Genomic DNA, 21,668 nt, shown 5'->3' with positions numbered 1-21,668 from the left:
CCCTGGGACGACGGCGGAAGTGACCGGCAACGGGTCTCGGTCCTTGCGCCCTCCGCCGCTGCCCGGGGCACGGCCCACCAGATGATGCCGGAACCGGCACGGCCCGCGATGATCGGGGAAGGAAGCGGTCAGGAGGGTCTTCGATGAGCCGGGACAGTGCGTCGACGCTCGGTGCCGTACCGCCCCTGACGCCCGCGGAGCGGGCCGCCCGTGGGAAGGCCGCCCGCCGCCGCACACCCCGTTCCGGCCACGCAGGGTTCGCACCGTCGTCGGACCGGCCGGACCCGTTGGGCATCCTCGGCGCCCAGTCCGCGACCAGGGTTCCCGAGCTCGTCCCGATCCGCTACAGCCGGATGGCCGAGTCGCCGTTCCGCTTCTACCGGGGCGCCGCCGCGATCATGGCCGCCGATCTGGCCACCACCCAGGACTCCGGTATCAGGGTCCAACTGTGCGGAGACGCACACCTCTTGAACTTCGGGCTGCTCGCCTCCCCGGAACGGCAGCTGGTCTTCGACATCAATGACTTCGACGAATCGCTGCCCGGCCCCTGGGAATGGGACGTGAAGCGGCTGGCGGCCAGTCTCGCGGTCGCCGGACGTGCGAACGGCTTCACGGACCGGGAGCGCGCCCGCGTGGTGCCGGCGGCGGTCCGGTCGTACCGCGAGGCGATGATCCGGTTCGCTTGCATGACCAATCTCGGTGTCTGGTACGCGAGGATCGACGCGGACCGCCTTGTAGCCATGGCGTCCCGAAAGTTGACCACGGGCGGCCGAAAGAACCTGGGCCGGGCCCTGGACAAGGCCCGTACCCGGGACAGCTTGCAGGCCTTCGCCAAGCTGACCGAAACGGTCGAGGGGCAGGTCCGGATCGCCGCGGACCCGCCGCTGCTGGTTCCGCTGACCGATCTGCTGCCCGAGGTCGAGCGCGACGCACTGGAGGAGCGGCTGCGCGGGCTGATCAGGGGCTACGCCCGGAGTCTCCAGTCGGACCGGCGTTCCCTCCTCGGGGACTTCCGGTTCGTGGACGCCGCCCGCAAGGTGGTCGGCGTGGGCAGCGTCGGCACCCGGTGCTGGATCATCCTCCTGACCGGCAGGGACGGCCGGGACCCGCTCTTCCTGCAGGCCAAGGAGGCCTGCACCTCGGTGCTCGCTCCGCACGTCGGTGCCGGCGAGTACCGCAGCGAGGGCGAGCGGGTGGTTGCGGGGCAGCGACTGATGCAGGCCGCGAGCGACATCTTTCTGGGCTGGACGCGGGCGGACGGGATCGACGGGCGGCGCCGCGACTTCTACGTACGCCAATTGCGCGACTGGAAGGGCGGCCTCGATCCGGAGTTGATGACGCCGGCCGGCCTGAGGACGTTCGGCGAGGTCTGCGGCAGCACGCTGGCCCGTGCCCACGCGAGATCCGGCGACCGCATCGCCATCGCCGCGTACCTGGGCCGCGGCGACGCGTTCGACCGTGCGCTCCATACGTTCGCCGAGGCGTACGCCGACCTGAACGAGCGGGACCATCAGGGTCTGGTCGAGGCGGTACGCGCGGGCCGGCTCTCCGCGTCGGAGCCGGCCGGCGACCGACGGTGATCCGTACGCCCGCCCGGGTCCATGGGGGGTGAAGTGCGGTACCCACCGCAGGGCTACGGTCCGGCGTCCCGGGCGAATCACCCCCGCGTGGTATCACGTTCTGAACGCTCGCGGGCCGGCGCCTGCCTGAGGGCTCTGACGCTGAGGCCCCTGACGGATACGGCAGCGTGAGCGAGTGGCCGGCCGACCGTCTGCGCACTCCGCGAGCCGTCGCAGCACCTGCGCCACCGCGCGCGCCGGGCGTGAGGCTGGGATGCTGGCGATGGACGACTCCACCCGTGGCGTGCCCCTGGCTGACAGGGGTGGTGAGCGTCGTGGCCGGGACCGACCGGGACGAACGAGGAGTGCACGTGTCGATCGTTCCAGCTGGTTCCTACTCCGATCCCCTGGGGGATCCGTTCCTGCGCACCCGGTTCGCCCTTCCCACGCGGCCCGACACGTTCCTGCGGCGCAAGCGGCTTCTCGACCATCTCGATCAGGCTCTCCGAACGCCGTTGACGCTGGTCAACGGCGCAGCCGGGGCGGGCAAGACCCTGCTGGCCGCCGACTGGGCCGCCGGTTTGCGCCAGCCCGTCGCCTGGCTCACCGGCGAAGCGGGAGACCGACGTCCCGGGGTCTTCTGGGCGTACGTCGTCGAGTCCCTGCGGGCCTGCGGCGCGCCGGCGACCGGAGTGGCCTGGGCGCCTGCGGATGCCGACGGGGTGGACCGCAGGCTACTGACAGCACTCGCCGCCGAGTTGAACGCACGTGAGCGGCCCGTGGTCCTTGTGCTCGACGAGTACGACCGGATGACCGCTCCGGAAGTCGCTGAGCAGCTGGAGTTCGTCCTGCACCACGCCGGGCAGGGGCTGCGCCTCGTCCTCGTCACCCGCACCGAGCCTCTGCTGCCTCTGCACCGTTACCGGGCGGCCGGGGAGCTCACGGAGATCCGTGGCGCCGAGCTGGCCTTCACTCCGGCGGAGGCCGTCACGCTGCTGGAACTGCACGGTCTGGTCCTTCCACTTGACGCCGTACGCGCCCTCGTGGAGCGCACGCGGGGCTGGGCCGCCGGACTGCGCCTGTCTGCCCTGGCCGCGTGCGAGAGCACCGACCCGGAGCTCTACCTGAAGGAGTTCGAGGCGGACCACGGCGCGGTCGCGGATTTCCTGCTGGCCGAGGTCCTGCGGGGAAGAACGGACGAGACCCAGGACCTACTGCTGCGCGTCAGCGTCCTGGAGCGTTTCCGCCCCGAGCTGGCCGACGCGCTGACCCTGCGGACCGACGCCGAACCCGTCCTTGCCGGGCTGCACCGCGAGAACGCGTTCGTCGAGCGGCTCGGACACTCCTGGTACCGGCTCCATCCGCTCTTCCGGGAGATCCTCCGGGCCCACCTGCGCGAGCGCATGCCCGGCCTGGAACCGGAACTGCACAGGCGGGCCGCGCGGTGGCTGCGCCGTTCCGGGCTTCTGTCCGAGACACTCGCCCACGCCGCCGCCGCCGGCGACTGGGACCTCGCCGCCGGAGCCCTGGTCGACGACCTCGCGATCGGCCAGCTCTTCACGGGTCTACGCTCGGGTGCTCCGTCCCATGTGTTCGCCCGCATGGGGCCCGAAGCGAGAAGCCCGGCGGCCGACCTCGTCCGGGCGGCCCACGCCCTGTCCCGGCACGACCTGGATCACGGTCTGGGCCGCTTGCGCCGTGCAGAGGGGCATCTGGCCGACGACACGCCGAACCTGGCGGAGGTCCGGCTGAGCTGTGCGTTGCTGGAAGCGCTGGCCGCCCGGCTGACCGGTAGTACGCCGAAGGCCGAGAGGGCCGCCGCCGCAGCCGCCGAGCTGCGGCAGGAGATCCCGACCCGTCTGCTGGACAAGCACCCCGAACTGATCGCTCTACTGCTGACCCATCTCGGCTCGGCGCGTCTGTGGGCGGGGCGTTACGAGGACGCGCGCGCCGCCCTGACCGAAGCGGCCGCAGCTGCCGGCGGGGCCGCCACCGTGCTACCCCGGGAGGAGGCCATGGGGCACCTCGCTCTGATCGACTATCTGAACGGCTGGCCCGGCCGGGCGGAGCGCAAGGCCTTGGCCGCGGTCTCCGAGGGGGAGCGGGGCGGCCTGCCCCAGCCGTACGGTTCCGGTATCGGCCGTCTGGTCCTGGCCGCTGTGGCCGTGGACCGTCACGAACTGGGCAGAGCCGAGGACCTCCTGGAGGAAACTGCCCGGGCGCCTGCGGGAACACGCGATCCGGTGCCGGCGGCGGCACGGGCCATCGCCGCTTCCCGGCTGCTCCTGGACAGAGGAGAAGCGCGCGCCGCCGTCGAGGCGACGAACCTGGCGGTCCCCGCCGCCGTGGCCTCGCCCTGGGTCGCGAGTCATGCGGCCGTCGTCGCCTCCGCCGCTCATCTCGCCGACGGGCGGCCGGACAGCGCGGCCGAGGCGCTCCGAGGTGTCTTTGGTGAACAAGCGGTATGCGCCGTGGAGGCCGCAGCGATCCAGATCGCGGCAGGACGCACCGATGCCGCCGTGCGCCTGCTCGACAACATCCGCACCGATGGCAGGTCCGGCCCTGCGGTGACCGTGGGGGCGGCACTGGTCAAGGCCCGGGCCGCAGCGGAGGCAGGAGACGCGGTCACTGCCCGCAAGCTCGTCGCGCGGGCGCTCCTCGACGCACGTCGCGATCGGCTGCGGCGCCCGTTTCTCCGGGCCGGAGCGTGGGTCCAGCCTTTGCTGGCCTCGGCTCCGCTGCACGAGCTGGCACAGGGCTGGCTCAGCCCCGGCCCGCCGCGCCGGGGCGGTGAACGGCTCCGGCCGGAGCCCGGGCCCCCGCCTCTGGTCGCGGTCGAGCTGAGCGGACGCGAGCGGGACGTACTCCAGCGGCTGGCCCGGATGATGTCCACGGAGGAGATCGCCGCCGATCTCTACGTATCGGTCAACACGGTGAAGACCCACCTCAAAAGTGTGTACCGGAAGCTGGCCGTGAACCGGCGCAACGACGCGGTGCGCCGGGCACGCGACCTCGGACTTCTGTGACGGACGCGGGGAAGCGCTCGGTGCGCACCCCGCCCACCGGTAGCGGCGCGGGCAGGCGTCAGGGGCGGCCCTCCCCCGTGACGGGTGAGGCGCGCGGTGCCCGCGTCGGGTGCGATGGGGGAAACGTACGTCGGAGGCGATCGCAGGAACGCGGAACATCTGCCGGTCGCCGGCTGACCGGCTCCGCCGGCGTACAGGGCCCGATTTCGGCGAGGTGGGACAGCGTGAAGCACTGGTGGGCCCTGGTCGCCCTCGGTACGGCCCAGTTCCTGATGGTTCTGGACACCTCAGTCATGAACGTGTCCATCAGCCAACTGGTGGAGGACTTCGACACCGAGGTCACCGCCATCCAGGCCGTCATCACCCTGTACGCGCTGGTCATGGCGGCGTTCATGATCGTCGGTGGCAGGCTCGGAGACATCCTGGGGCGGCGCCGCATGTTCCTCGTGGGGCTGGTCGTCTACGGCGTGGGGTCCGCCCTGACCGCCGTGGCGCCCACGCTGTGGGTCCTCACGTTGGGCTGGTCCGTCATCGAGGGACTCGGCGCCGCCATGGTGCTGCCGGCCATGGCCGCCCTGGTGGCGGAGTCGTACCGCGGCCGGGACCGGGCCGTCGCCTATGCGGTCATCGGGGGTCTCGCCGGCGCCGGGATCGCGGTCGGCCCGATGCTGGGCGGCTGGATGACGACGTACCTCACCTGGCGGCTCGTCTTCGCCGGCGAGGTCGTGGTCGTCCTGGCCGTCCTGCTGTGCCGCCGCGTGATCCCGTCGCCCGCCCCGGCCGGACCGCGGCCGAGGCTCGACGGGGTCGGGGCGGCGCTCTCCGCGGTGGGGCTGGCGCTGGGCGTGCTCGGCGTGCTGCAGAGCAGTACGTGGGGCTGGGTGCAGCCCCGTAACCCTCCTTTCACCGTCCTCGGCTTCGCCCCGACACTGTTCGTCGTCGGCGCCGGCGTGGCCGTCCTGGCCGTCTTCCGGCACTGGGAGCGACGGCGGGAGGACCGGGGCACCGACCCGCTCGTGCACCTGTCCCTGCTGAGGAGACCCGTGCTGCGGGCCGGCCTGATGACCCTGCTGAGCCAGAACCTCATCCTGCTGGGACTGTTCTTCGCCATCCCGCTGTACCTGCAGGTGGTACAGGGTTTCGACGCCTTCCAGACGGGCCTGCGCCTGCTCCCGGTGTCCGCCACCATGCTGGTGACCTCCCTGTGCGCGTCCCCGCTGGGGCGGGTGATGGGACCGCGCCGGGTGGTACGGCTGGCCCTGGCGATCCTGGCGGCGGCCGTCGTGTGGCTGCTGGCCACCATCGACCCGGTCATCGACGACGCGCAGTTCGCCGGGGCGATGGCCCTGCTGGGTGTGGGCATCGGCCTGCTCGCCTCGCAGCTCGGCAACATCGTCCAGTCCGGCGTCGGCGAGGAGGAACGCAGCGAGGCGGGAGGACTCCAGTTCACGGCCCAGAACCTGGGTTCGGCGCTGGGCACCGCGCTCATCGGATCGATCCTGGTCGGCGCGCTGGCCCACGCCTTCACCACGCAGGTCGCGGACGAACCCCGGCTGTCCGCGGAAACCCGCGAGCAGGTCGGTGTCCGCCTCGAGGCCGGGATCACCTTCGTCTCCACCGACCAGGTGCGTTCGGCGGCCGAGCGGGCCGGACTGCCACCGTCCGAAGTCGAAGCCGTCACGGACTCCTATGCCTCGGCGCAGCTCGACGGTCTGAAGGCGGCGATCCTGGCCACGGGCGGCGTCGCTCTCGTCAGTTTCCTGATGACATCGCATCTGCCGACCGCACGGAGCGGCCGCCCGCCTGAGCCCGGTTCCGGTGCCGCTCCGGCCGGGGCGAACGGATCCACGGACCGAGCGTAGGGGGCCACCGGTGGACAGGACGAGAGCCGAGGGAGGACCGGCGGAGCGGAGGGCGCGCCGTGCCGAACGCCGGACACGCGCCGACTACACGGGTGGCGTCTACGGCTCCATGCTCGCGGCCTCCGTGGTGATCGGAGCCGGCTCCCTGGGGTCGTTCCCCCGCTTCGAGCTGGTGCTGCTGCTGCTGCTCACCGGCGTGGTGTTCTGGATCGCACACGTACATGCCCATCTGTTCGGGGCACGGCTCGCCCAGCACACTCCGGACCGTCGGGGGATCCTGCTCGTGTGCCGTGCCGAGTGGCCCATCGTCAAGGCCGCTGTCCCGCCGGCCGTCGCGGTGGCCGTCAGCCCGCTCCTGGGACTGGACGTACGCGGTGCCCTCTGGCTGGCACTGTCCGTAGCCGTCGCAGGGCAGGTGGGCTGGTCCGTCGCCGCGGCCCGCCGCGCCGGCGCCTCACGGCGGCTGGTGGCCATCACCGCATCGGTCAACCTGCTGCTGGGCCTGCTGATCATCTCTTTCAAGATCATTCTGACTCATTGAGTCACCTCTACGGGGTGAGGTCCGTGAGGTGCGCAGCGGCGGAGGATCGCAGGGACGGGCGCCGTCCGCCTGTCCCGAGCCAGTCGGTGAAGAGCGTCCAGGCAAGTCCGGTGGGAGGACCGCTCGTGCGTTATGAGATCCGAGTCGAGGGGCACCTCTCGGAGACGCTGGCCAACGCGTTCCCGGAGCTGGACCATGTGGTGATGTCCGGCCAGACCGTCCTTTTCGGCACGGTCGTGGACGAGGCTCACCTCTACGGCCTGCTGACTCGCTGCCAGTCGCTGGGTCTGCGCGTCATGGAGATGCGGCAGGTGCCGGAGTGAGGGTGGCGGGTGGTGCGGGCCATCTTGCACGACTTCTCGCTTCAGGACGGCTCCGCCCACCACCGCCCCGTACATCCGGTCGAACGGGGGAGCAGGCGCAGCCCAACGGCCTGGGCCGAGTCGCGGAGTCCCGCCTGGCCCGCCCGGCGCACGGCGCGACTTCGGGCCCTGGGGCCGCGCGATGCGCCGACAGATCACCCGTGGCGGGTGACCCGGCACCCGGTGGCAGGCGTGACAGTGGAGCCAGAGAGGCTGCGCAGAGCACACCGTCTCTCGTGCACGCGCACCCCCGGCGTCCCACGCACACCGGTTGGAGTCCCACCCACGGCGCGGCGGTAGATGCGAAGGCGTCCGGCCGTTTCACGGGAGGAGGAGCCATGACCATGCCGCGTAACCCGGCATCGCCTACCGGGCCGGACCAGCCCGACGGGGAGGTCCCCGGTCCGGGAGATGGAACCGCATACGCGCTCACACGGCTCGGCGGTTCCTGGACCTGGCTCCTGGGCTCGGCTGTCGCGACGCTCGTACCGGGCGTCCTGGTCATGGTCTGGCCGGAGGCAACCTTGCACGTCCTGGCCGTCCTCGTCGGCCTGTACCTACTGGCGACCGGAGCGTTCCGGTTCGTAGCCGTCTTCGCGCGTCAGGGGCACGAACGGCTGCCCGGGCTCCTGCTGGCGGTGCTGTACGTCCTGGCCGGGGTCCTCTGCCTGCGCAACCCGTTGCAGACGATCGCCGCGCTCTCACTGGTCGTCGGGGTCGTCTGGCTCGTGTCCGGGATCCTCACCCTCTACACGGCCCTCACGGCCGAGGACCTGCCACACCGCGGCGTCGTCCTGGGAGCGGCGGTGCTCGCCATCGTCGCAGGGATCGTGGTCCTCGCCCTGCCGACCGAATCGGCTCGGGCCCTGACCCGGCTGCTCGGCCTCTGGCTGATCCTGCTCGGTCTGGCCGAGGCGGTGGTCGCCCTCGCCTGGCGGGCCGCGTTCCGCCGAGCACGCCCTCGCAGACCAGGCGCGCCCGCCGCGACGGCCTGACCGCGCCGGTCGCGGAAGGGGCAGCCATGGCCCCGACCACGTCCTCGGGTCGCCCGGTGTGGTCGGTCGTGATGATCGCGATGTCGGGCTTCATCATCCGGGCCCTGAGCGTGGTTCAGCGCGGCAACATCCACGACCTGTCTGAGGAACGTCCGACGCACAAGGCGTGAGACGGAAGCGGAGGGCCGACAAGTGGGGCCACAGAGCGGTGATATCAACAGGGCGCGAAAGGCAAGGGCCTCGACCTCGCGCGACGGCGACGCCGGACGCGCCCGCCTCGCCGTACTCGCCCTGCTGGGCAGCATCCTGGTACCGCTCGTCGCCGCCGGTCTGCGGAGCGTTCTGTGGGCGCTGGCCGGCATCGCCGCACTGGCACTCGCCGCCGTCGGGGTGTGGTGGACCCTGGCGCACACCGGTGCGCTCCGTGCCCTCGGGGCGGTTCTGTCGGTGACCGCGCCGGTCGCTGTCCTCGCCCTGTATGCCACGTTCGGCATGCTGGGGCCGGCCTTGCTGTCCCTGGGCCTGTGGCTGCTGGCCGTCACGGCGGCACGTACGGCCCTGGCACGTGGTCACGCCGCGTCCGAACAGGCTGTCGCCGAGGCGCCCCACGCCCCCTGGGTCCTTATGAATCCGCGCTCCGGCGGAGGCAAGGTGGGTCGTTTCGGCCTGGTGGAGAAGGCCCGGGCTGCAGGCTGCCGGGTGGCCCTGCTCGACGCAGGCCAGGATGTCGCCGGGCTGGCCCGGCAGGCCGTCGCAGAGGGAGCCGATCTGCTGGCGGTGGCGGGCGGCGACGGCACCCAGGCGCTGGTGGCCGAGGTCGCGGCGCGCCACGACCTGCCGTTCGTGGTGATTCCCGCCGGCACCCGCAACCACTTCGCCCTCGATCTCGGCCTCGACCGCGACGATCCGGCGGCCGCCCTGGAAGCCCTGACCCTCGGTGTCGAACTCCGCATCGACCTCGGGTACGCCGCGGACCGGGTCTTCGTCAACAACGCCTCGTTCGGCACGTACGCGTCCGTCGTCACCGACCCCGCGTACCGGGATGCAAAAGCCCGCACAACCCTGCGAACCCTCCCCGGCCTCCTCACCGGCGAGGACGCGCCCAGGCTGCGGACGCGGGCCGACCGGACGTACGTCGATGCACTTCAGGCGCTGCTCGTGAGCAACAATCCCTACGGACGTGCCGTCGACGCGGCCCATCCGGGGCGCCGGGAGCGGCTGGACTCGGGACTGCTCGGTGTCGTGTGCGTGCGGGTCGGCAACACCGCTCAGGCGGCGCGCATGGTGCGCGGTCCGCGGCGGTCCGGGGGACTCGTCCGGCTGAGCGCCGGCATGGTTGTCGTCGATGCCGACACAGACACCCTCCCTGTCGGCATCGACGGAGAGCACGTCGTTCTGCCGTCACCCGTCGTGTGCCGCAGCGCGCCCGGGGCGCTCCGGGTCCGCGTGCCGCGCCGTCGCCCCCACGCGCCGCGGATCCGCGGGGCGGCGGCCGACTGGCCGCGCGTGGCACGACTGGCGCTGGGCCGTCTGTTCCCGGGCCGGGAAAAACAGCACCGCGCGGCACGAATGAGGCGCTATTCGTCGGACACGACCTAGGAGCGCAGAGCGTCGACGGGCTCCATGCGGGAGGCCCGCAGTGACGGGTAGAGACCGGCCAGGAGACCGACGAGGGCCCCGGCGACCGGAGCGCCGAGAGCGAGACGGACGTCCAGGACCGGAGTCCAGTTCCTGATGGCGGAGACGGCCACCACGACGACCATGCCCAGGACGGCGCCGATGACGCCGCCGAGGAGTCCGATGGTCGTCGACTCCACCAGGAACTGGCCGGCGACCTGCCGTCGTGAGGCGCCGAGGGCGCGGCGCAGTCCGATCTCCCCGATCCGCTCCATGACCGTCACCAGCGTCACGTTGGCGATACCGATGGCCCCGACCACCAGCGAGACCAGTCCGAGTACCAGGAACAGGCCATTGACGTCGCCCTGTACTCCCTTGCGTGCCTTGGCCGGGTCGGGCGGTGCCGTTACGGCGAGGGCGTCCTCGGCTCCGGGAGCCAGCGCGATCGGTGCCTGGTGGGCAACCTGCTTCGCCGCGCCCAGTGCGGTGTTGATCAGTACCCGGGTCACCGTTCCCAGGCCCAACTGGTCCTCGGCTGTCGTGGGCGGCAGGATCACCGCGGTGGAGAGCTGCTGTTCCCGCTCGGCTCCGCCGAGAATCCCGATCACGGTGTAGGGCTGGCCCTTCAGGAAGACCGCGGGAGAGTCCTGTACGGAGCTGATGCCGAGGAGTCGTGCGGCCTGGTCGCCGAGCACCGTCACCCGGTCGTGCCTGGCGATGTTGCCGTCGTCGAAGAAGCGCCCGGCGGTCATCCTGCCGCGCACCGCGGCGGGCAGCCTGGGGGACGCGGCGACGACCGCCATGGTCTGACCGGTGACGTCCCCGGGGGACACCACGTCATTTGCACGTACCTGGACGCTCGCGGTTGCGGTGGAGTCGGCGATCGCCGCCACCGAATCGACCCCGGCCAGCCGCCGGACCGCGTCGACACCCGACCAGTCCACGAGAGGGACAGGATCGGCCGACGGGGGCGGCGGGGGTACCACCACCGTGACCGAGGTGGCGGTGAGGGCATCGAACCGGCCGACTATCTGATTGCCCGCCGTGGACGAGACCCCGATGGTGATGACCAGGGTGGTGATGCTCAGAACCGTGCCCAGTGTGGTCAGGGCGGAGCGCATCGGACGGGCGAGTACCCCCGCCAGCGCCTCGGTCCACAGGTCCCTGAAGTCCATCCAGGGACGCTCGACGACCCTGGCCCTGCCGCGACGCCGTGCACGTCCCCGGCGCGCGGTGTGCCGTCCGTCGGCGTACCGGTCGGCGATCCGCGGGTCTGCCGGATCCACCGGGGCGGCCGGCTCCAGGACACGTGCTCGGGCCCTCATCGGTTCTCCTCCGTGAGCCGTCCGTCGCTGATCCTTACGCGCCTGTCGGCCCGCTTGCTGACCGCCTCTTCATGGGTGATCACGACCAGAGTCATGCCCTGGTCGCACAGTTCGTCGAAGAGGTCCAGCACCGACTCGGTGTTCTCACTGTCGAGGTTGCCGGTGGGCTCGTCGCAGAGCAGCAGAGCAGGCTCGCTCATCAGCGCACGGGCGATCGCCACACGCTGCCTTTCACCACCGGAGAGCCTGTCCGGCCGGAAGCCGAACCGGTGCGCCAGGCCCACCCGTTCCAGCGCCTCCTCGGCCCTGGTGCGGCGGCCGGCACGGCCGTGCCCGGGGCGCGGCCGACGGTAGGCCTCGGCCAACATGACGTTCTCGTCCACCGTCCGGTAGGGCAGCAGATGGAAGGACTGGAAGACGAATCCGATCCGGCTGCCGCGCAGCGAGGTGCGCTCGAGGTCACCGAGCGTCTTGGTCTCCACGCCGTCGAGCCAGTAGGCGCCCGAAGTGGGGCGGTCCAGCAGTCCCAGGGTGTTGAGCAGCGTCGACTTGCCGGAACCGGACGGACCGACGATCGACAGGTGCTCGCCTCGCCGGACGGTCAGGTTCACGTCCCGCAGGGCATGCACCGGCGGTTCGGAGTCGAAGGTCCGGTCGACGGAGACCAGTTGGATGACGGTATCGGCGTCGGGCACGAAGGACGTCAGAAGTTCGGTCATTGCCCGACCACCACTTGATCGCCCTCCTTCAGGGCGTCACCGGACGGCGTGACCTCCACCTGTCCCTCCGCGGAGAGACCCGCCTTGACGGAGACATCCACCACTTTGCTGCCGCGCCGGACCTGTACCTTGGCCTGCCCGTCGGCCGATGTGTGGAGCGCGGCGATGGGCACCGTCAACACGTCCCCGTTCGACGCGCCCACCTTGATGGTCACCTTCGCGGACCCGTTGGCGTTCTTGGTCAGCTCGCCCGACGGGATGGAAATCTGCACCGGTACAGGAGCCGACGCATCATCGCCTCCGCCACCCGATGTGCCCGCCGGGTCTTTACCGTTCCCCGCATCGTTCTTCGGCACATCGTCGCCGAGCGCCACCAGTTCCCCCTCCACCTTCTTGCCGTCGGGGGTCTCCACCTGCGCTGTCATGCCCTTGTGGAGCAACTTGGCATCATTGCTCGGCACCACGGCCTGCACCACGACCTTGGAGCTGGTCACGGTGCCGACCGGCCCGGACGGGGTGTCACCGATCTTCACGGACACCTTGTCCAACCGGGCCGGCAGATCCGGCAGGAAGACGACCTCGCCTGCGGGGACTTTGGTTCCGTAGCCGGCCTGGAAGGCGAAGAGCGCGGCGTTGGCCGCGTCCAACTGCTGCTGCGCTGCCTTGAGCTGCAGCTTTCCGGATTCACCACCGGTGCCGGTGCCGCTGCTGGAACCCTCGGAGCCGCTGCCCGGATTCTTGGCCGCGAGGAGAGCCTGCTGTGCGCTGGTCACCGCCGCTTCAAGCGTTCCCAGCTGCTGTTTGTCCGCGACACCGGGCTCCTGCGCGTGAAAGCCCTTGCTCCTGTACCAGCGGCTCACCGCCGCGGCGTCCCCCTGCCCGTAGTTCCCGGTGTTCCCACCGGAGTTGAATCCGAGCCGGGTCAGAGCCTGCTCGAGCTGCTTGACGTCGTCCCCGGACGTGCCGGGCCCCAGCGTGCGGTACATCGGTACGGATCCACGCAGTACCAGAACCGGTCTGCCGCTCACCTGCATCAGCACGTCGCCCTCTTTCACCTCAGACCCGGCGACCGGTGCCTTGGTGACCCGCTGGACGATGGCGTCGGTGGACCCGGAACCCCCGGAGCCGGCATCCGGGGGGCCGACAGGCCCGGCCAGGAGCAGACTCTGCGGTGAGGCGAACTCCACCGAGCCCTGGGCAACCACACTCGCGGTCAGCGAACGCCGCTCGACCGCAGCGGTGACCGGTCCGGCCTTCGGCGCCCGGTGTGCGGCAGCCGCATCCGCCGGCGACTGCATCTGCGATCCGGCGAACCAACCGCCCACTCCCACCAGCGCCACCGCGGCAATGATGATCCCCAGCTGCTTGGGACGGCTGCTCTCACGTTTCCGGCGCTGCCTCATCCGGCACCTCCGTGGAACGAGCCCTTCAGGAACTCCGGGAAGTGGACGGCCCGGGGTTCCTGGCCGCACTCCAGGTCCTGCATCGCCAAGGCGATGTCCTTCGTGAGCAGCGGCAACAGACTCACCGTTACGGCCGGTTTCCGAACGGTGTGGGATCCAGACATTCTCTTCCATTCGATCACGAGAGTGGGTGTTGTCCGGGAACGGCGAAACAGGTCACGAACAGCCGGTGCCGTCGTTGTGGGCGGCACCGGGCTGTTCCTTTCCCCTGCTGTCCCGTGCAGCCGACGCGGACGACCAGGTGGTCACAGGCTGTTCAAGCTGCCTTCCCCGACTGCTGGGGACGGCTGCTCACCCGGTTCCGGTGCTGCCTCACCCGGCACCGGTGGATCCCGGCGCCTTCAGGAACTTCGGGAAGTAGGCGGCCCGGAATTCCTTGCCGCACTCCAGGTCTTTCATCGCCAGGTCGATTTCCTTGGTGAGCAGCGGCAGACCTTCTTCCTTGCTCATGGGTTCCTCGGAGGTTTCGTCCGCAGCGGCGCCCGACCCACGGGCTCCGGCGGGAACGGACGTGGCCGCCTGGAGCTTCACCATTTCCCCGATGCCGGTCGGTTGCGTGGTCGTGACGGGGATGCCGTCCTTCTTCAGGCACGAGGCGTACGACTGCGCCAGGCTGACCAGCTTCTGATCGCCATTGAGTGCCTGCGCGTTCGCCTGGTTCCGGGACGCGGTTGCGGCGCTACGCTCTTGGGCAGATGCGGAGCCGTAGGCCTTCTTGTCGGCCGTCCCCTCGCAACCGGTCCAGTCCTTTGCGCCGACCTTCGGGTCCGGGGGGCCTCCCATCGCCTTGTCGTAGGCGGTCTTCTGCGCGGGAGTGAGCGTGGCGACGTACTCCGCGTTGGCCGAGGGCTTGGTCGCCGCCTTGCTGCCCGGCACCTGGGGATCATCGGGGTAGACAGCGGCCGCGGAGTAGCCGAAGCCGTACTTCTGCCGGAACTTCTTGGTCAGCTCGTAGTCCGCCCCGTCATGGGCCCAGGAGGACACGGGATCCATGGGGGGTTCGGGGGTATAGGTGAACCCCTGCTTCTTCATGCAGGACGCGATCGCGTTCTCCATGAGGTACTGCTTCTTGAGGTCCGCGCCGGCGTCCGCGGGAACGTCGAGTTGCCCCGACGACCCGGCCGGGGCCTTCCCGCCGCCCGCCGAGTGAGAAGCCGCCTCGGTGCCGCAAGCCGCCAGCAGCGGCAGCAGACTCACCGCTACGGCCAGTTTCCGAACAGTGCGGGATCCAGACATTCTCTTCCATCCGATCGAGAGGGTGTTGATGTCCCGTGACAGGCCATGGGGAAGCCAGGGGAAGCTTGGGATCGAGAGGCGCTGCCCACTCCTCACACCGACAGCACCGGCGCGTCTTCGCACCGGAACACTGCACCGTGAGAGTCACCCGCCGGCCTTGACGACCGGGGCGTTGTCACTGAGTCCAAGACTGGTGTCCGCAGGTGATGGCCGCTGGTTCGGACCATGACCAAGCTGTAACGCCGGTTTTCCGGCTGCCCGCCAGGTGTCGCCCCGACGCAGGCCGCAAAGCGGCCCGCTGCGAGTGCGCACCGTCAGAAGCGCGCCTGGTCGCCGCCGGTTCACGTCACATGCGGCCCGGAGACGAAGTGACCACTCTTGTCATAGGGCCAGGCGTTGGCGATGCATCCGTGCAGGCCCTTGATCTGTTGCATCATGACGGGGGCCAGTTGCCCCGGCCCCGCGCAGGTCATGTGCGGGTGGCCCAGGAAGTGCCCCATCTCGTGGTTGATGATCAGCGCCCGGTAGTCATGGATCGGCCCCTCGAACGTGGGCGAGCCCTCGACCCAGCGCTTGAGGTTCACCACCACCCCGTTGTGGATCTCGCAGTTGTATTCGCCTTCGGTGTCCTGGTGGATGCCCTCCCAGCACAAGGCGTCCGCCGTTCCCGGTGTCGCGATCTTCACCGTGAGGTCGTAGGGCTCCCCCGCGCCCACCAACTGGAACGAGGAAACCCCGTTGTGGGTCCAGCCCCGGGGGGCGGCAAGTATGTCGGCGATCTCGTTCGCCGCTTGGGTCGGCGAGATGTCGAGCCCGGTCTCGACCTCCACCACGTAGCGGAGCAGATGCGAACCATGACCGACCTTCGCGCCACTGGCATGCGCGGTGACGAACGTGCCGGTGCCCGTCGAGGGGACGTCGATCTTGGTGGGGGTCGGCGTCAGCGAGGGCGTCGGCGAGGGGGTGGGGGTCGGGGTGGGGGTGATGATCGTGCTCCGCGGGCGCGGCGCACCGCTCGACGCGTCGCTTCGTCCGCCGTCCAGGAAGAACACCGCGGAGCCGAGCAGGCCGGCGGCCACCAGCACACCGGCCAGATAGCTCCGGCCCCGGCGGCGCGGAAGACCCCGGCGATGGGAGGAACGGCGCCGACGGCCACCGCGATGGGATGACCGGTGCTGACGGCCGACGCGGTCGGAGGCCACGGCGCTGCCGGTGGGCGGTGCGGATTCCCGCTCTCGTGCCGAATGCATGGCAGCTGACACTGGTCAGGTCAGATGATCGCCATTGGTTCGGATGGTCACGAAAGAGTAACGAGCGACCTTCCGGCGACTCGCGCCGCTCATACCGGCAGGACGGTTCGACAGGACTGTCCGCCCGACGGCACGCCGACCGGAGACCGCCCGCACATCCCCATCCGTTGTGATCCTTCTGTAACAGCTCCCGGAAGTGACCCTCCTCCAGAACGGTCACCGAACACGATCTGTGCATACTGTCAAAGTGCCACGAGTCCTACTTGTCGAAGATGACCCAGATGTCCGTAAGGCCGTCCAGTTGGCGTTGCGATATCAGGGGCATGACGTTTTCGCCGCCGGAACAGGTGAAGAGGGGTTGGAACAGCTCCGCCCCTTCCATCCGGACGTCGTCGTGCTCGACCTCATGCTGCCCGGCATGTCCGGCCTCGACGTGTGCCGGCGGATAAGGGATCGCGACCAGGTGCCGATCATCATGGTGACCGCCAAGGGGGACGACATCGACGTGGTCGTGGGGCTGGAGGCCGGCGCGGACGACTACGTGGTCAAGCCCGTGCAGGCCCGGGTGCTCGACGCGCGAATACGGGCCGTGCTGCGCAGGCAGGACGCGACGGTCTCCGACGCCGTCCGACCCAGGGCGGAGTCGCACGGCGAGCTGGTCATCGACCGGGCCGGGCTCGTGGTGACACACCGCGGTGAACCCGTCGCGCTCGCCCCCTCCGAGCTTCGGCTGCTGCTGACCCTGTCGGCCTCGCCCGCCCAGGTGTTCAGCCGCCAGCAGCTGCTGGAAGCGGTCTGGGAGCACAGCTACCACGGCGACATACGGCTCGTGGACGCCTGTGTGAAGCGACTGCGCAGCAAGCTCGGTGAGCTGGGCGGGGACCCCCGGTACATCCAGACCGTTCGCGGCTTCGGTTACCGCTTCGGTAACCGGTGAGCGGCCGGACATCCGTACGGCCACGAAGAACCGTACGGAAGCCCGAGGCCGTCACAGCCGGGCGGGGACCCCGGCCGGTGCGGTTCCTTCGGTCGGCCCTGGTGCACGTCCCGCTTGCACTGCGGGGCCTGCGCTCCCGCCTGGTGGTGGCCTTCGCCCTGGTCGCCGTGGCCGGCGCCCTGAGCACCGGAGCCCTCGCCTTCCGGGAGGCACGCACGGGGGTGCTGCAGCAGAGCCAGGACTCCGTCATCCGGCAGTTCCGGACCAGTATCGACGCCGTGTCTGTCTACACTCCCCTGCCGCCGAGCCAGCCGGCCTTGCAGACGGCGGTGAACCAGGTGCTCCACGCCAACCAGGCACAAGGATGGCGGGTGATGGCCACGTACGGCAGCCTCCGCGCCTTCGCGCCGAGTGCCGACTTCGACATGCTGAGCCCGCAACTGCGCCGGTCCGTGGCAACCACACGTGCCGCGGTGTTCCAGCGGGTGAACGTCGACGGGCATCCGTACCTCGTCGTCGGGATGCCGGTCACGTACGACAGCGGCGAGGGTACGGACTCCAAGCTCTCGGGCCTCGTGATGTACCTGGTGGTGCCGCAGAACACCGAACAGGCCTACGTCGAAGCGATGGTCAGCGCCATCGAGCACGCCACCCTGGTGGCACTCGGCCTCGCCGTCGTCCTGGCGCTGCTGGCCGCGAGCGGCGTTCTCCGTCCCGTGCGGGCGTTGCGCCGGGCCACACGCCGGATGGCCGAGGGGCACCTCGACGTCCGGCTCGCCGTCAACGGCTCCGACGAACTGGCCGACCTCTCGCAATCCTTCAACCACACGGCGGCCGCGCTGGAGGAGTCGGTCGCGGAGTTGCGCCGCCTGGAGGCCCAGGCGCGCCGCTTCGTCGCGGACGTCTCCCATGAGCTCCGCACGCCGCTGGCGGCGATGTCGGCGGTCACCGACGTGCTGGACGAGAAGGCGCTGCGCCTGGACCGGGAGACCGGCGAGGCGTTGCAGCTCATCAGCGAGGGGACCGGTCGGCTGAGCGTGCTGGTGAACGACCTGATGGAGATCTCCCGCTTCGACGCGGGCGCGGCTGAACTCAACCTGGACGAGATCGACTTGGCCGAGTTCGTAGAGCACACCCTTGCCTCTCGGGGGTGGCAGGGCCAGGTGGAGACCCGCTTGCCCCGACCAGGTGTGCTCAGAGCACGCGTGGATCCGCGCCGGCTCGACGTGGTGATGGCCAACCTGGTCGGCAACGCGCTGCGGCACGGGGCGCCGCCGGTGCGGCTGAGCATGGACGTGAGGAAGGAGCGAGCGGACGTGGCGTGGGCCGTCATCGAGGTGACCGACAACGGACCGGGGATCGCGGAGGAAGCGATGCCGCACATCTTCGAACGCTTCTACAAGGCCGGCACCACACGGACCAGAAGCGAGAGCAGCGGGCTGGGCCTGGCCATCACGGCGGAGAACGTGCACCTGCACGGAGGACGCATCAGTGCGGCGAACCTGCCCGAGGGCGGCGCGGTGTTCACGGTCGAACTCCCCCTGCACCGCGACTCCGCGGCCGCCGCCGACGACGCCACAGGGAGTGCCTGGTGAGGGGCTCGCGCATGGCGGCGCTGCTGGCCGGGCTCACGGCCGCGCTCACGCTCTCGGCGTGCGGAGTCCCCCCGTCCGACGTCATCCAGGCCGGCGCACCGGCGAGCGGCATGTACTCTCCCGGTCCGAAGCCCTCGCCGCCGGCCGTCATCCCGCTCTATTTCCTGCACAACGGTGATCTGGCGCCTTATTCCCGCAAGGTCGGCGACCCCGCGGACTTCGGGGCCGTCGTGCGCTTGCTTTTCGGCGGACCGACCACGAGCGAGGCCGTGACGGCCACCACGGAGCTGCCCCGCCTGACGGATACACCGGACGTGGCGATCAGCGGCGACAACACCTTCTCCATCCAGCTCCCCAAAGGTGTCCCTCCCCTCAGCCACCCGGCCATGCGGCAGTTGGCGTGCACGGTGGCTCACGTGGCCCTGCCGTTCGCCACGCTGTCCGCGGACGCGAATCGGGGCGGCGCCACTTCGGCTCCGCCCGTCGATGCGCAACGCTCCCCCGGACACACGAGCGTCCATGTGCTCGGGGACGGATGGTCGATGAAGCAGTCGGACGACTCCTGTCCCGACCCTCTCCAGCCGTAGGAGGAGCCCGGGCACGACCCCGGTCCCGGTGCAGACCATCGCTCGACCGGTCTGTAGCCCCTACTCGGGTGGGGAGCCGTCGCCGAACGGGCGGCCCCCGAGCTCCTCGCGGTGGTGCGGCGTGCGCCAGCCGGAGAGGTCGGGGCCCAGGGGCACGATGCCGGTGGGGTTGATGCCCGTGTGCACCCGGTAGTAGTGCTGCTTGATGTGGTCGAAGTCGACGGTGTCGCCGAATCCGGGGGTCTGGAAAAGGTCCCTGGCGTAGGCCCAGAGCACCGGGATCTCGGTGAGTTTCGAGCGGTTGCACTTGAAGTGGCCGTGGTAGACGGCGTCGAAGCGCACGAGTGTGGTGAACAGCCGGATGTCGGCCTCGGTGAGCGTGTCCCCCACCAGGTAGCGCTGGTCCTTGAGGCGTTCGGAGACCAGGTCGAGTCTGCGGAACACATCGTGGTACGCGGCTTCGTACTCCTCCTGACCGCTGGCGAATCCGGCGCGGTACACGCCGTTGTTCACGTCGCGGTAGATGCCGTCCATGACCTCGTCGATCTCGTCCCGCAGCCGTTCGGGGTAGAGATCGGGCGCTCCGGGCCGGTGCAGCGCGGTCCACTCGGTCGCGAAGTCCAGGGTGATCTGCTGGAAGTCGTTGGTGACGAGCTTCCCGCTGGGTACGTCCACGATCGCGGGCACGCTGACACCGCCGAGGTAGCCGGGTTCGCGCGCCTCGTACGCCTCGCTGAGATAGGCGATACCGAGCACCGGGTCGCGGCCGCCCTCGTCCAGGGTGAAGCGCCAGCTGCGGTCGTCCTGGATCGGGTCGGCCACGGCGAGCGACAGGGCATCCTCCAGGCCGAGGAGCCGCCTGGAGACGAGTGACCGGCTCGCCCAGGGGCAGGCACGGCTGACGACTAGCCGGTAGCGGCCCGCCTCGACCGGCCAGCCGTCGCGGCCGTCGGCCGTGATCCGGTCGGCGAAGTGGCTCCTGGACCGCTTGAACGGCTTGTGTCCGTACGCTGCGTTGCCGTCCGGCTCACTGCCGGTGGGGGGGCTCATCGTGGTCTCCCTTCCAGTCGGACGGGCCGGGGCCGGACAGGCCCTGGGTACGTCTCGTGTTCCGCCGGGAAATCCCCACATCGGTCATCGCCAGGACGAGCGCGCCCAGCACGAAGGCGGCGGAGACGATGAGCCCGCTGTCGAACGCGGCCCTCCAGCCGGCGGAGGGAAGCCGCGCGAAGAAGACCGAGCCGACCGCGGCGATCCCGATCGCCGAGCCGACGCGCTGGCCGGTCTGGAGCGTGCCCGCGGCGCTCCCGCCGCCGACCACCGGCACCTGGGACAGGGTCAGGGTCAGGTTCGGGGCGATGACGAGGCCGCTGCCCACACCCGCCAGGAGCAGCGGGGCCGCCATCGCCCAGGCGACACCGCTGCCCGGGACCAAGTGCACGGCGAACACGGTGGCGCCGAGTCCGACGACCACCATGGACAGCCCCACGGCGACCAGCGGTCGCCCGTAGCGGCCTACCAACCGGCCACCTGGTCCGGCGGCGGCCGCCGCCCCCAGAGCGAACGGCGTGATGGCCAGTCCGGCCTGGAGGGCGGTGCAGTGCAGTCCGGCCTGAAGGTAGAGAGTGCTGATGAAGAAGATCGAGGTGAATCCGGCGAAGTACAGCAGGCTCAGCAGACAGCCCAGCCAGTAGGAGTGCATCCGGAACAGCGACATGTCCAGGACGGGCACGGTTCCACGCCCGCCGCACCGGGCCTCCCAGCAGGCGAAGACGCCGAGCAGCACCACGGCCACGGCCACCAGCAGCCACTTCCCGTCGCCGGGCCACTGCTGTGCCTGGATGAAGGGCAGCAGCAGGGCCAGCACGCCCGCACCGAGGAGGAGTACGCCGACGGGATCGAGGTCCCTCGGCCGTACGCGGCCCGCTGCCGGTGTGTCCGGGAGGAGGCGCCGGGCCAGCAGGAAGCAGACAAGGCCGAGCGGCAGGTTGACGAAGAACACCCAGCGCCAGCCCCCCTCCCTTCCCGCCGCCTGGATCAGCAGCCCGCCCAGCAGGGGGCCGACGGCGGTCGAGATGGCGACCACCGTGCTGAACATGCCGAAGGCGCGGCCCCGCTCCTGGCCGGAGAACATCTGCTGGATCAACGCGGAGATCTGCGGCGAGATCAAGGCTCCGCCGAGGCCCTGAACCACCCGGGCAACCACCAGCCAGAAGCTGGACGGGGCGGCTCCGCAGGCCACCGACGCCAGCGTGAACACGGCCAGCCCCGCCAGGAACACCTCACGTCGCCCCCGGGCGTCGCCCAGCCGCCCGGCGGGGATGAGGAGGAGCCCGAAGGCGAGGGAGTAGCCGGACAGGACCCACTGCAGATCGGATTCCGGGCTCCGCAGGTCGTTGCGGATCGAAGGCAGGGCGACGTTGACGATGGACACGTCCAACAGCGTCATGAAGCCCGCCACCAGGCACACGGCAAGTGCCTGCCAGCGGCGGGGGTCGGGCGCCGGGGCCATCTCGCTCTCGCGCCCCGCCGCGCCTCCCTGGGACGTTGCGCTCTCCGGCATGACTCGCACACTAGGCGGCGAGTCGCCATTC

The 21,668-nt window shown here is 70.5% G+C and carries 18 protein-coding genes; 11 read left to right on the top strand and 7 right to left on the bottom strand.

The window, feature by feature from the left end; all coding sequences use genetic code 11:
* Positions 1–143: 143 nt before the first annotated feature.
* The 8 genes from OHB49_RS35560 to OHB49_RS35525 all read left to right on the top strand — a co-directional run bounded on the left by OHB49_RS35560 (position 144) and on the right by OHB49_RS35525 (position 9,944).
* The gene (locus OHB49_RS35560) at positions 144–1,580 is read left to right on the top strand and encodes a DUF2252 domain-containing protein (protein ID WP_329164987.1); all 1,437 of its coding nucleotides are present in this window, start codon (positions 144–146) and stop codon (positions 1,578–1,580) included.
* 344 nt (positions 1,581–1,924) lie between these two features.
* A complete protein-coding gene (locus OHB49_RS35555) occupies positions 1,925–4,585 on the top strand; it encodes a LuxR C-terminal-related transcriptional regulator (protein ID WP_443079683.1) in 2,661 nt (886 codons plus the stop codon).
* Between the two features lie 224 nt (positions 4,586–4,809).
* A complete protein-coding gene (locus OHB49_RS35550) occupies positions 4,810–6,447 on the top strand; it encodes an MFS transporter (protein WP_329164985.1) in 1,638 nt (545 codons plus the stop codon).
* Between the two features lie 10 nt (positions 6,448–6,457).
* Positions 6,458–6,988, top strand: coding sequence for a hypothetical protein (locus tag OHB49_RS35545; protein ID WP_329164984.1), 531 nt, complete (start codon positions 6,458–6,460; stop codon positions 6,986–6,988).
* Positions 6,989–7,113: 125 nt separating this feature from the next.
* The gene (locus OHB49_RS35540; protein ID WP_030980061.1) at positions 7,114–7,311 is read left to right on the top strand and encodes a hypothetical protein; all 198 of its coding nucleotides are present in this window, start codon (positions 7,114–7,116) and stop codon (positions 7,309–7,311) included.
* Positions 7,312–7,688: 377 nt separating this feature from the next.
* Positions 7,689–8,345 carry an HdeD family acid-resistance protein gene (locus tag OHB49_RS35535; protein WP_052190174.1) on the top strand — a complete coding sequence of 219 codons (657 nt, stop codon included), beginning with the start codon at positions 7,689–7,691 and terminating at the stop codon, positions 8,343–8,345.
* Between the two features lie 26 nt (positions 8,346–8,371).
* Complete coding sequence (locus OHB49_RS35530; RefSeq protein WP_329164982.1) at positions 8,372–8,515, top strand: hypothetical protein; 144 nt, start codon at positions 8,372–8,374, stop codon at positions 8,513–8,515.
* A gap of 43 nt (positions 8,516–8,558) precedes the next feature.
* Positions 8,559–9,944: a diacylglycerol/lipid kinase family protein gene (locus OHB49_RS35525; RefSeq protein ID WP_329166745.1), complete on the top strand. Its 1,386-nt coding sequence runs from the start codon at positions 8,559–8,561 to the stop codon at positions 9,942–9,944.
* Here the strand turns inward: OHB49_RS35525 and OHB49_RS35520 are convergent.
* The 5 genes from OHB49_RS35520 to OHB49_RS35500 form a co-directional block, all read right to left on the bottom strand.
* Positions 9,941–11,287: an ABC transporter permease gene (locus OHB49_RS35520; protein WP_329164981.1), complete on the bottom strand. Its 1,347-nt coding sequence runs from the start codon at positions 11,285–11,287 to the stop codon at positions 9,941–9,943. The two genes, OHB49_RS35525 and OHB49_RS35520, sit on opposite strands and share 4 nt — an antisense overlap.
* The gene (locus OHB49_RS35515; protein WP_329164980.1) at positions 11,284–12,006 is read right to left on the bottom strand and encodes an ABC transporter ATP-binding protein; all 723 of its coding nucleotides are present in this window, start codon (positions 12,004–12,006) and stop codon (positions 11,284–11,286) included. The genes OHB49_RS35520 and OHB49_RS35515 overlap by 4 nt, the downstream gene beginning before the upstream one ends.
* Positions 12,003–13,409 (bottom strand): peptidoglycan-binding protein, encoded by a 1,407-nt coding sequence (locus OHB49_RS35510; RefSeq protein WP_329164979.1) that lies wholly within the window; start codon positions 13,407–13,409, stop codon positions 12,003–12,005. The genes OHB49_RS35515 and OHB49_RS35510 overlap by 4 nt, the downstream gene beginning before the upstream one ends.
* 372 nt (positions 13,410–13,781) lie before the next feature.
* Positions 13,782–14,705 (bottom strand): hypothetical protein, encoded by a 924-nt coding sequence (locus tag OHB49_RS35505; RefSeq protein ID WP_329164978.1) that lies wholly within the window; start codon positions 14,703–14,705, stop codon positions 13,782–13,784.
* A gap of 341 nt (positions 14,706–15,046) precedes the next feature.
* Positions 15,047–15,955, bottom strand: a complete 909-nt coding sequence (locus OHB49_RS35500; protein WP_329164976.1) for a DUF3152 domain-containing protein — start codon at positions 15,953–15,955, stop codon at positions 15,047–15,049.
* Between the two features lie 247 nt (positions 15,956–16,202).
* On the opposite strand from OHB49_RS35500, the gene OHB49_RS35495 reads away from it, so the two are divergent.
* The 3 genes from OHB49_RS35495 to OHB49_RS35485 all read left to right on the top strand — a co-directional run bounded on the left by OHB49_RS35495 (position 16,203) and on the right by OHB49_RS35485 (position 19,074).
* Complete coding sequence (locus tag OHB49_RS35495; protein ID WP_030976511.1) at positions 16,203–16,892, top strand: response regulator transcription factor; 690 nt, start codon at positions 16,203–16,205, stop codon at positions 16,890–16,892.
* 101 nt (positions 16,893–16,993) lie between these two features.
* Positions 16,994–18,487, top strand: coding sequence for a sensor histidine kinase (locus OHB49_RS35490; RefSeq protein WP_443079595.1), 1,494 nt, complete (start codon positions 16,994–16,996; stop codon positions 18,485–18,487).
* Positions 18,484–19,074 carry a hypothetical protein gene (locus OHB49_RS35485; protein WP_329164974.1) on the top strand — a complete coding sequence of 197 codons (591 nt, stop codon included), beginning with the start codon at positions 18,484–18,486 and terminating at the stop codon, positions 19,072–19,074. The genes OHB49_RS35490 and OHB49_RS35485 overlap by 4 nt, the downstream gene beginning before the upstream one ends.
* A gap of 60 nt (positions 19,075–19,134) precedes the next feature.
* Here OHB49_RS35485 and OHB49_RS35480 read toward each other — a convergent pair whose 3' ends face one another.
* Positions 19,135–20,124: a glutathione S-transferase family protein gene (locus tag OHB49_RS35480; RefSeq protein ID WP_329164972.1), complete on the bottom strand. Its 990-nt coding sequence runs from the start codon at positions 20,122–20,124 to the stop codon at positions 19,135–19,137.
* Positions 20,102–21,637 (bottom strand): MFS transporter, encoded by a 1,536-nt coding sequence (locus OHB49_RS35475; RefSeq protein ID WP_329164971.1) that lies wholly within the window; start codon positions 21,635–21,637, stop codon positions 20,102–20,104. Before OHB49_RS35475 ends, OHB49_RS35480 begins: the two co-directional genes overlap by 23 nt.
* Positions 21,638–21,668 lie beyond the last annotated feature (31 nt).

Origin of the sequence: Streptomyces sp. NBC_01717 (assembly GCF_036248255.1) — a bacterium.
Taxonomy (GTDB): domain Bacteria; phylum Actinomycetota; class Actinomycetes; order Streptomycetales; family Streptomycetaceae; genus Streptomyces.
The sequence above is the reverse complement of the archived record's forward strand: the minus strand, read 5'-3'. Positions and strand labels throughout refer to the sequence as shown.

Coding starts and splice junctions, on each gene's coding strand:
- OHB49_RS35560 (WP_329164987.1), top strand. CDS start 144: ATGAGCCGGGACAGTGCGTCGACGCTCGGTGCCGTACCGCCCCTGACG.
- OHB49_RS35535 (WP_052190174.1), top strand. CDS start 7,689: ATGACCATGCCGCGTAACCCGGCATCGCCTACCGGGCCGGACCAGCCC.
- OHB49_RS35530 (WP_329164982.1), top strand. CDS start 8,372: ATGGCCCCGACCACGTCCTCGGGTCGCCCGGTGTGGTCGGTCGTGATG.
- OHB49_RS35520 (WP_329164981.1), bottom strand. CDS start 11,287: ATGAGGGCCCGAGCACGTGTCCTGGAGCCGGCCGCCCCGGTGGATCCG.
- OHB49_RS35515 (WP_329164980.1), bottom strand. CDS start 12,006: ATGACCGAACTTCTGACGTCCTTCGTGCCCGACGCCGATACCGTCATC.
- OHB49_RS35510 (WP_329164979.1), bottom strand. CDS start 13,409: ATGAGGCAGCGCCGGAAACGTGAGAGCAGCCGTCCCAAGCAGCTGGGG.
- OHB49_RS35505 (WP_329164978.1), bottom strand. CDS start 14,705: ATGTCTGGATCCCGCACTGTTCGGAAACTGGCCGTAGCGGTGAGTCTG.
- OHB49_RS35500 (WP_329164976.1), bottom strand. CDS start 15,955: ATGCATTCGGCACGAGAGCGGGAATCCGCACCGCCCACCGGCAGCGCC.
- OHB49_RS35480 (WP_329164972.1), bottom strand. CDS start 20,124: ATGAGCCCCCCCACCGGCAGTGAGCCGGACGGCAACGCAGCGTACGGA.
- OHB49_RS35475 (WP_329164971.1), bottom strand. CDS start 21,637: ATGCCGGAGAGCGCAACGTCCCAGGGAGGCGCGGCGGGGCGCGAGAGC.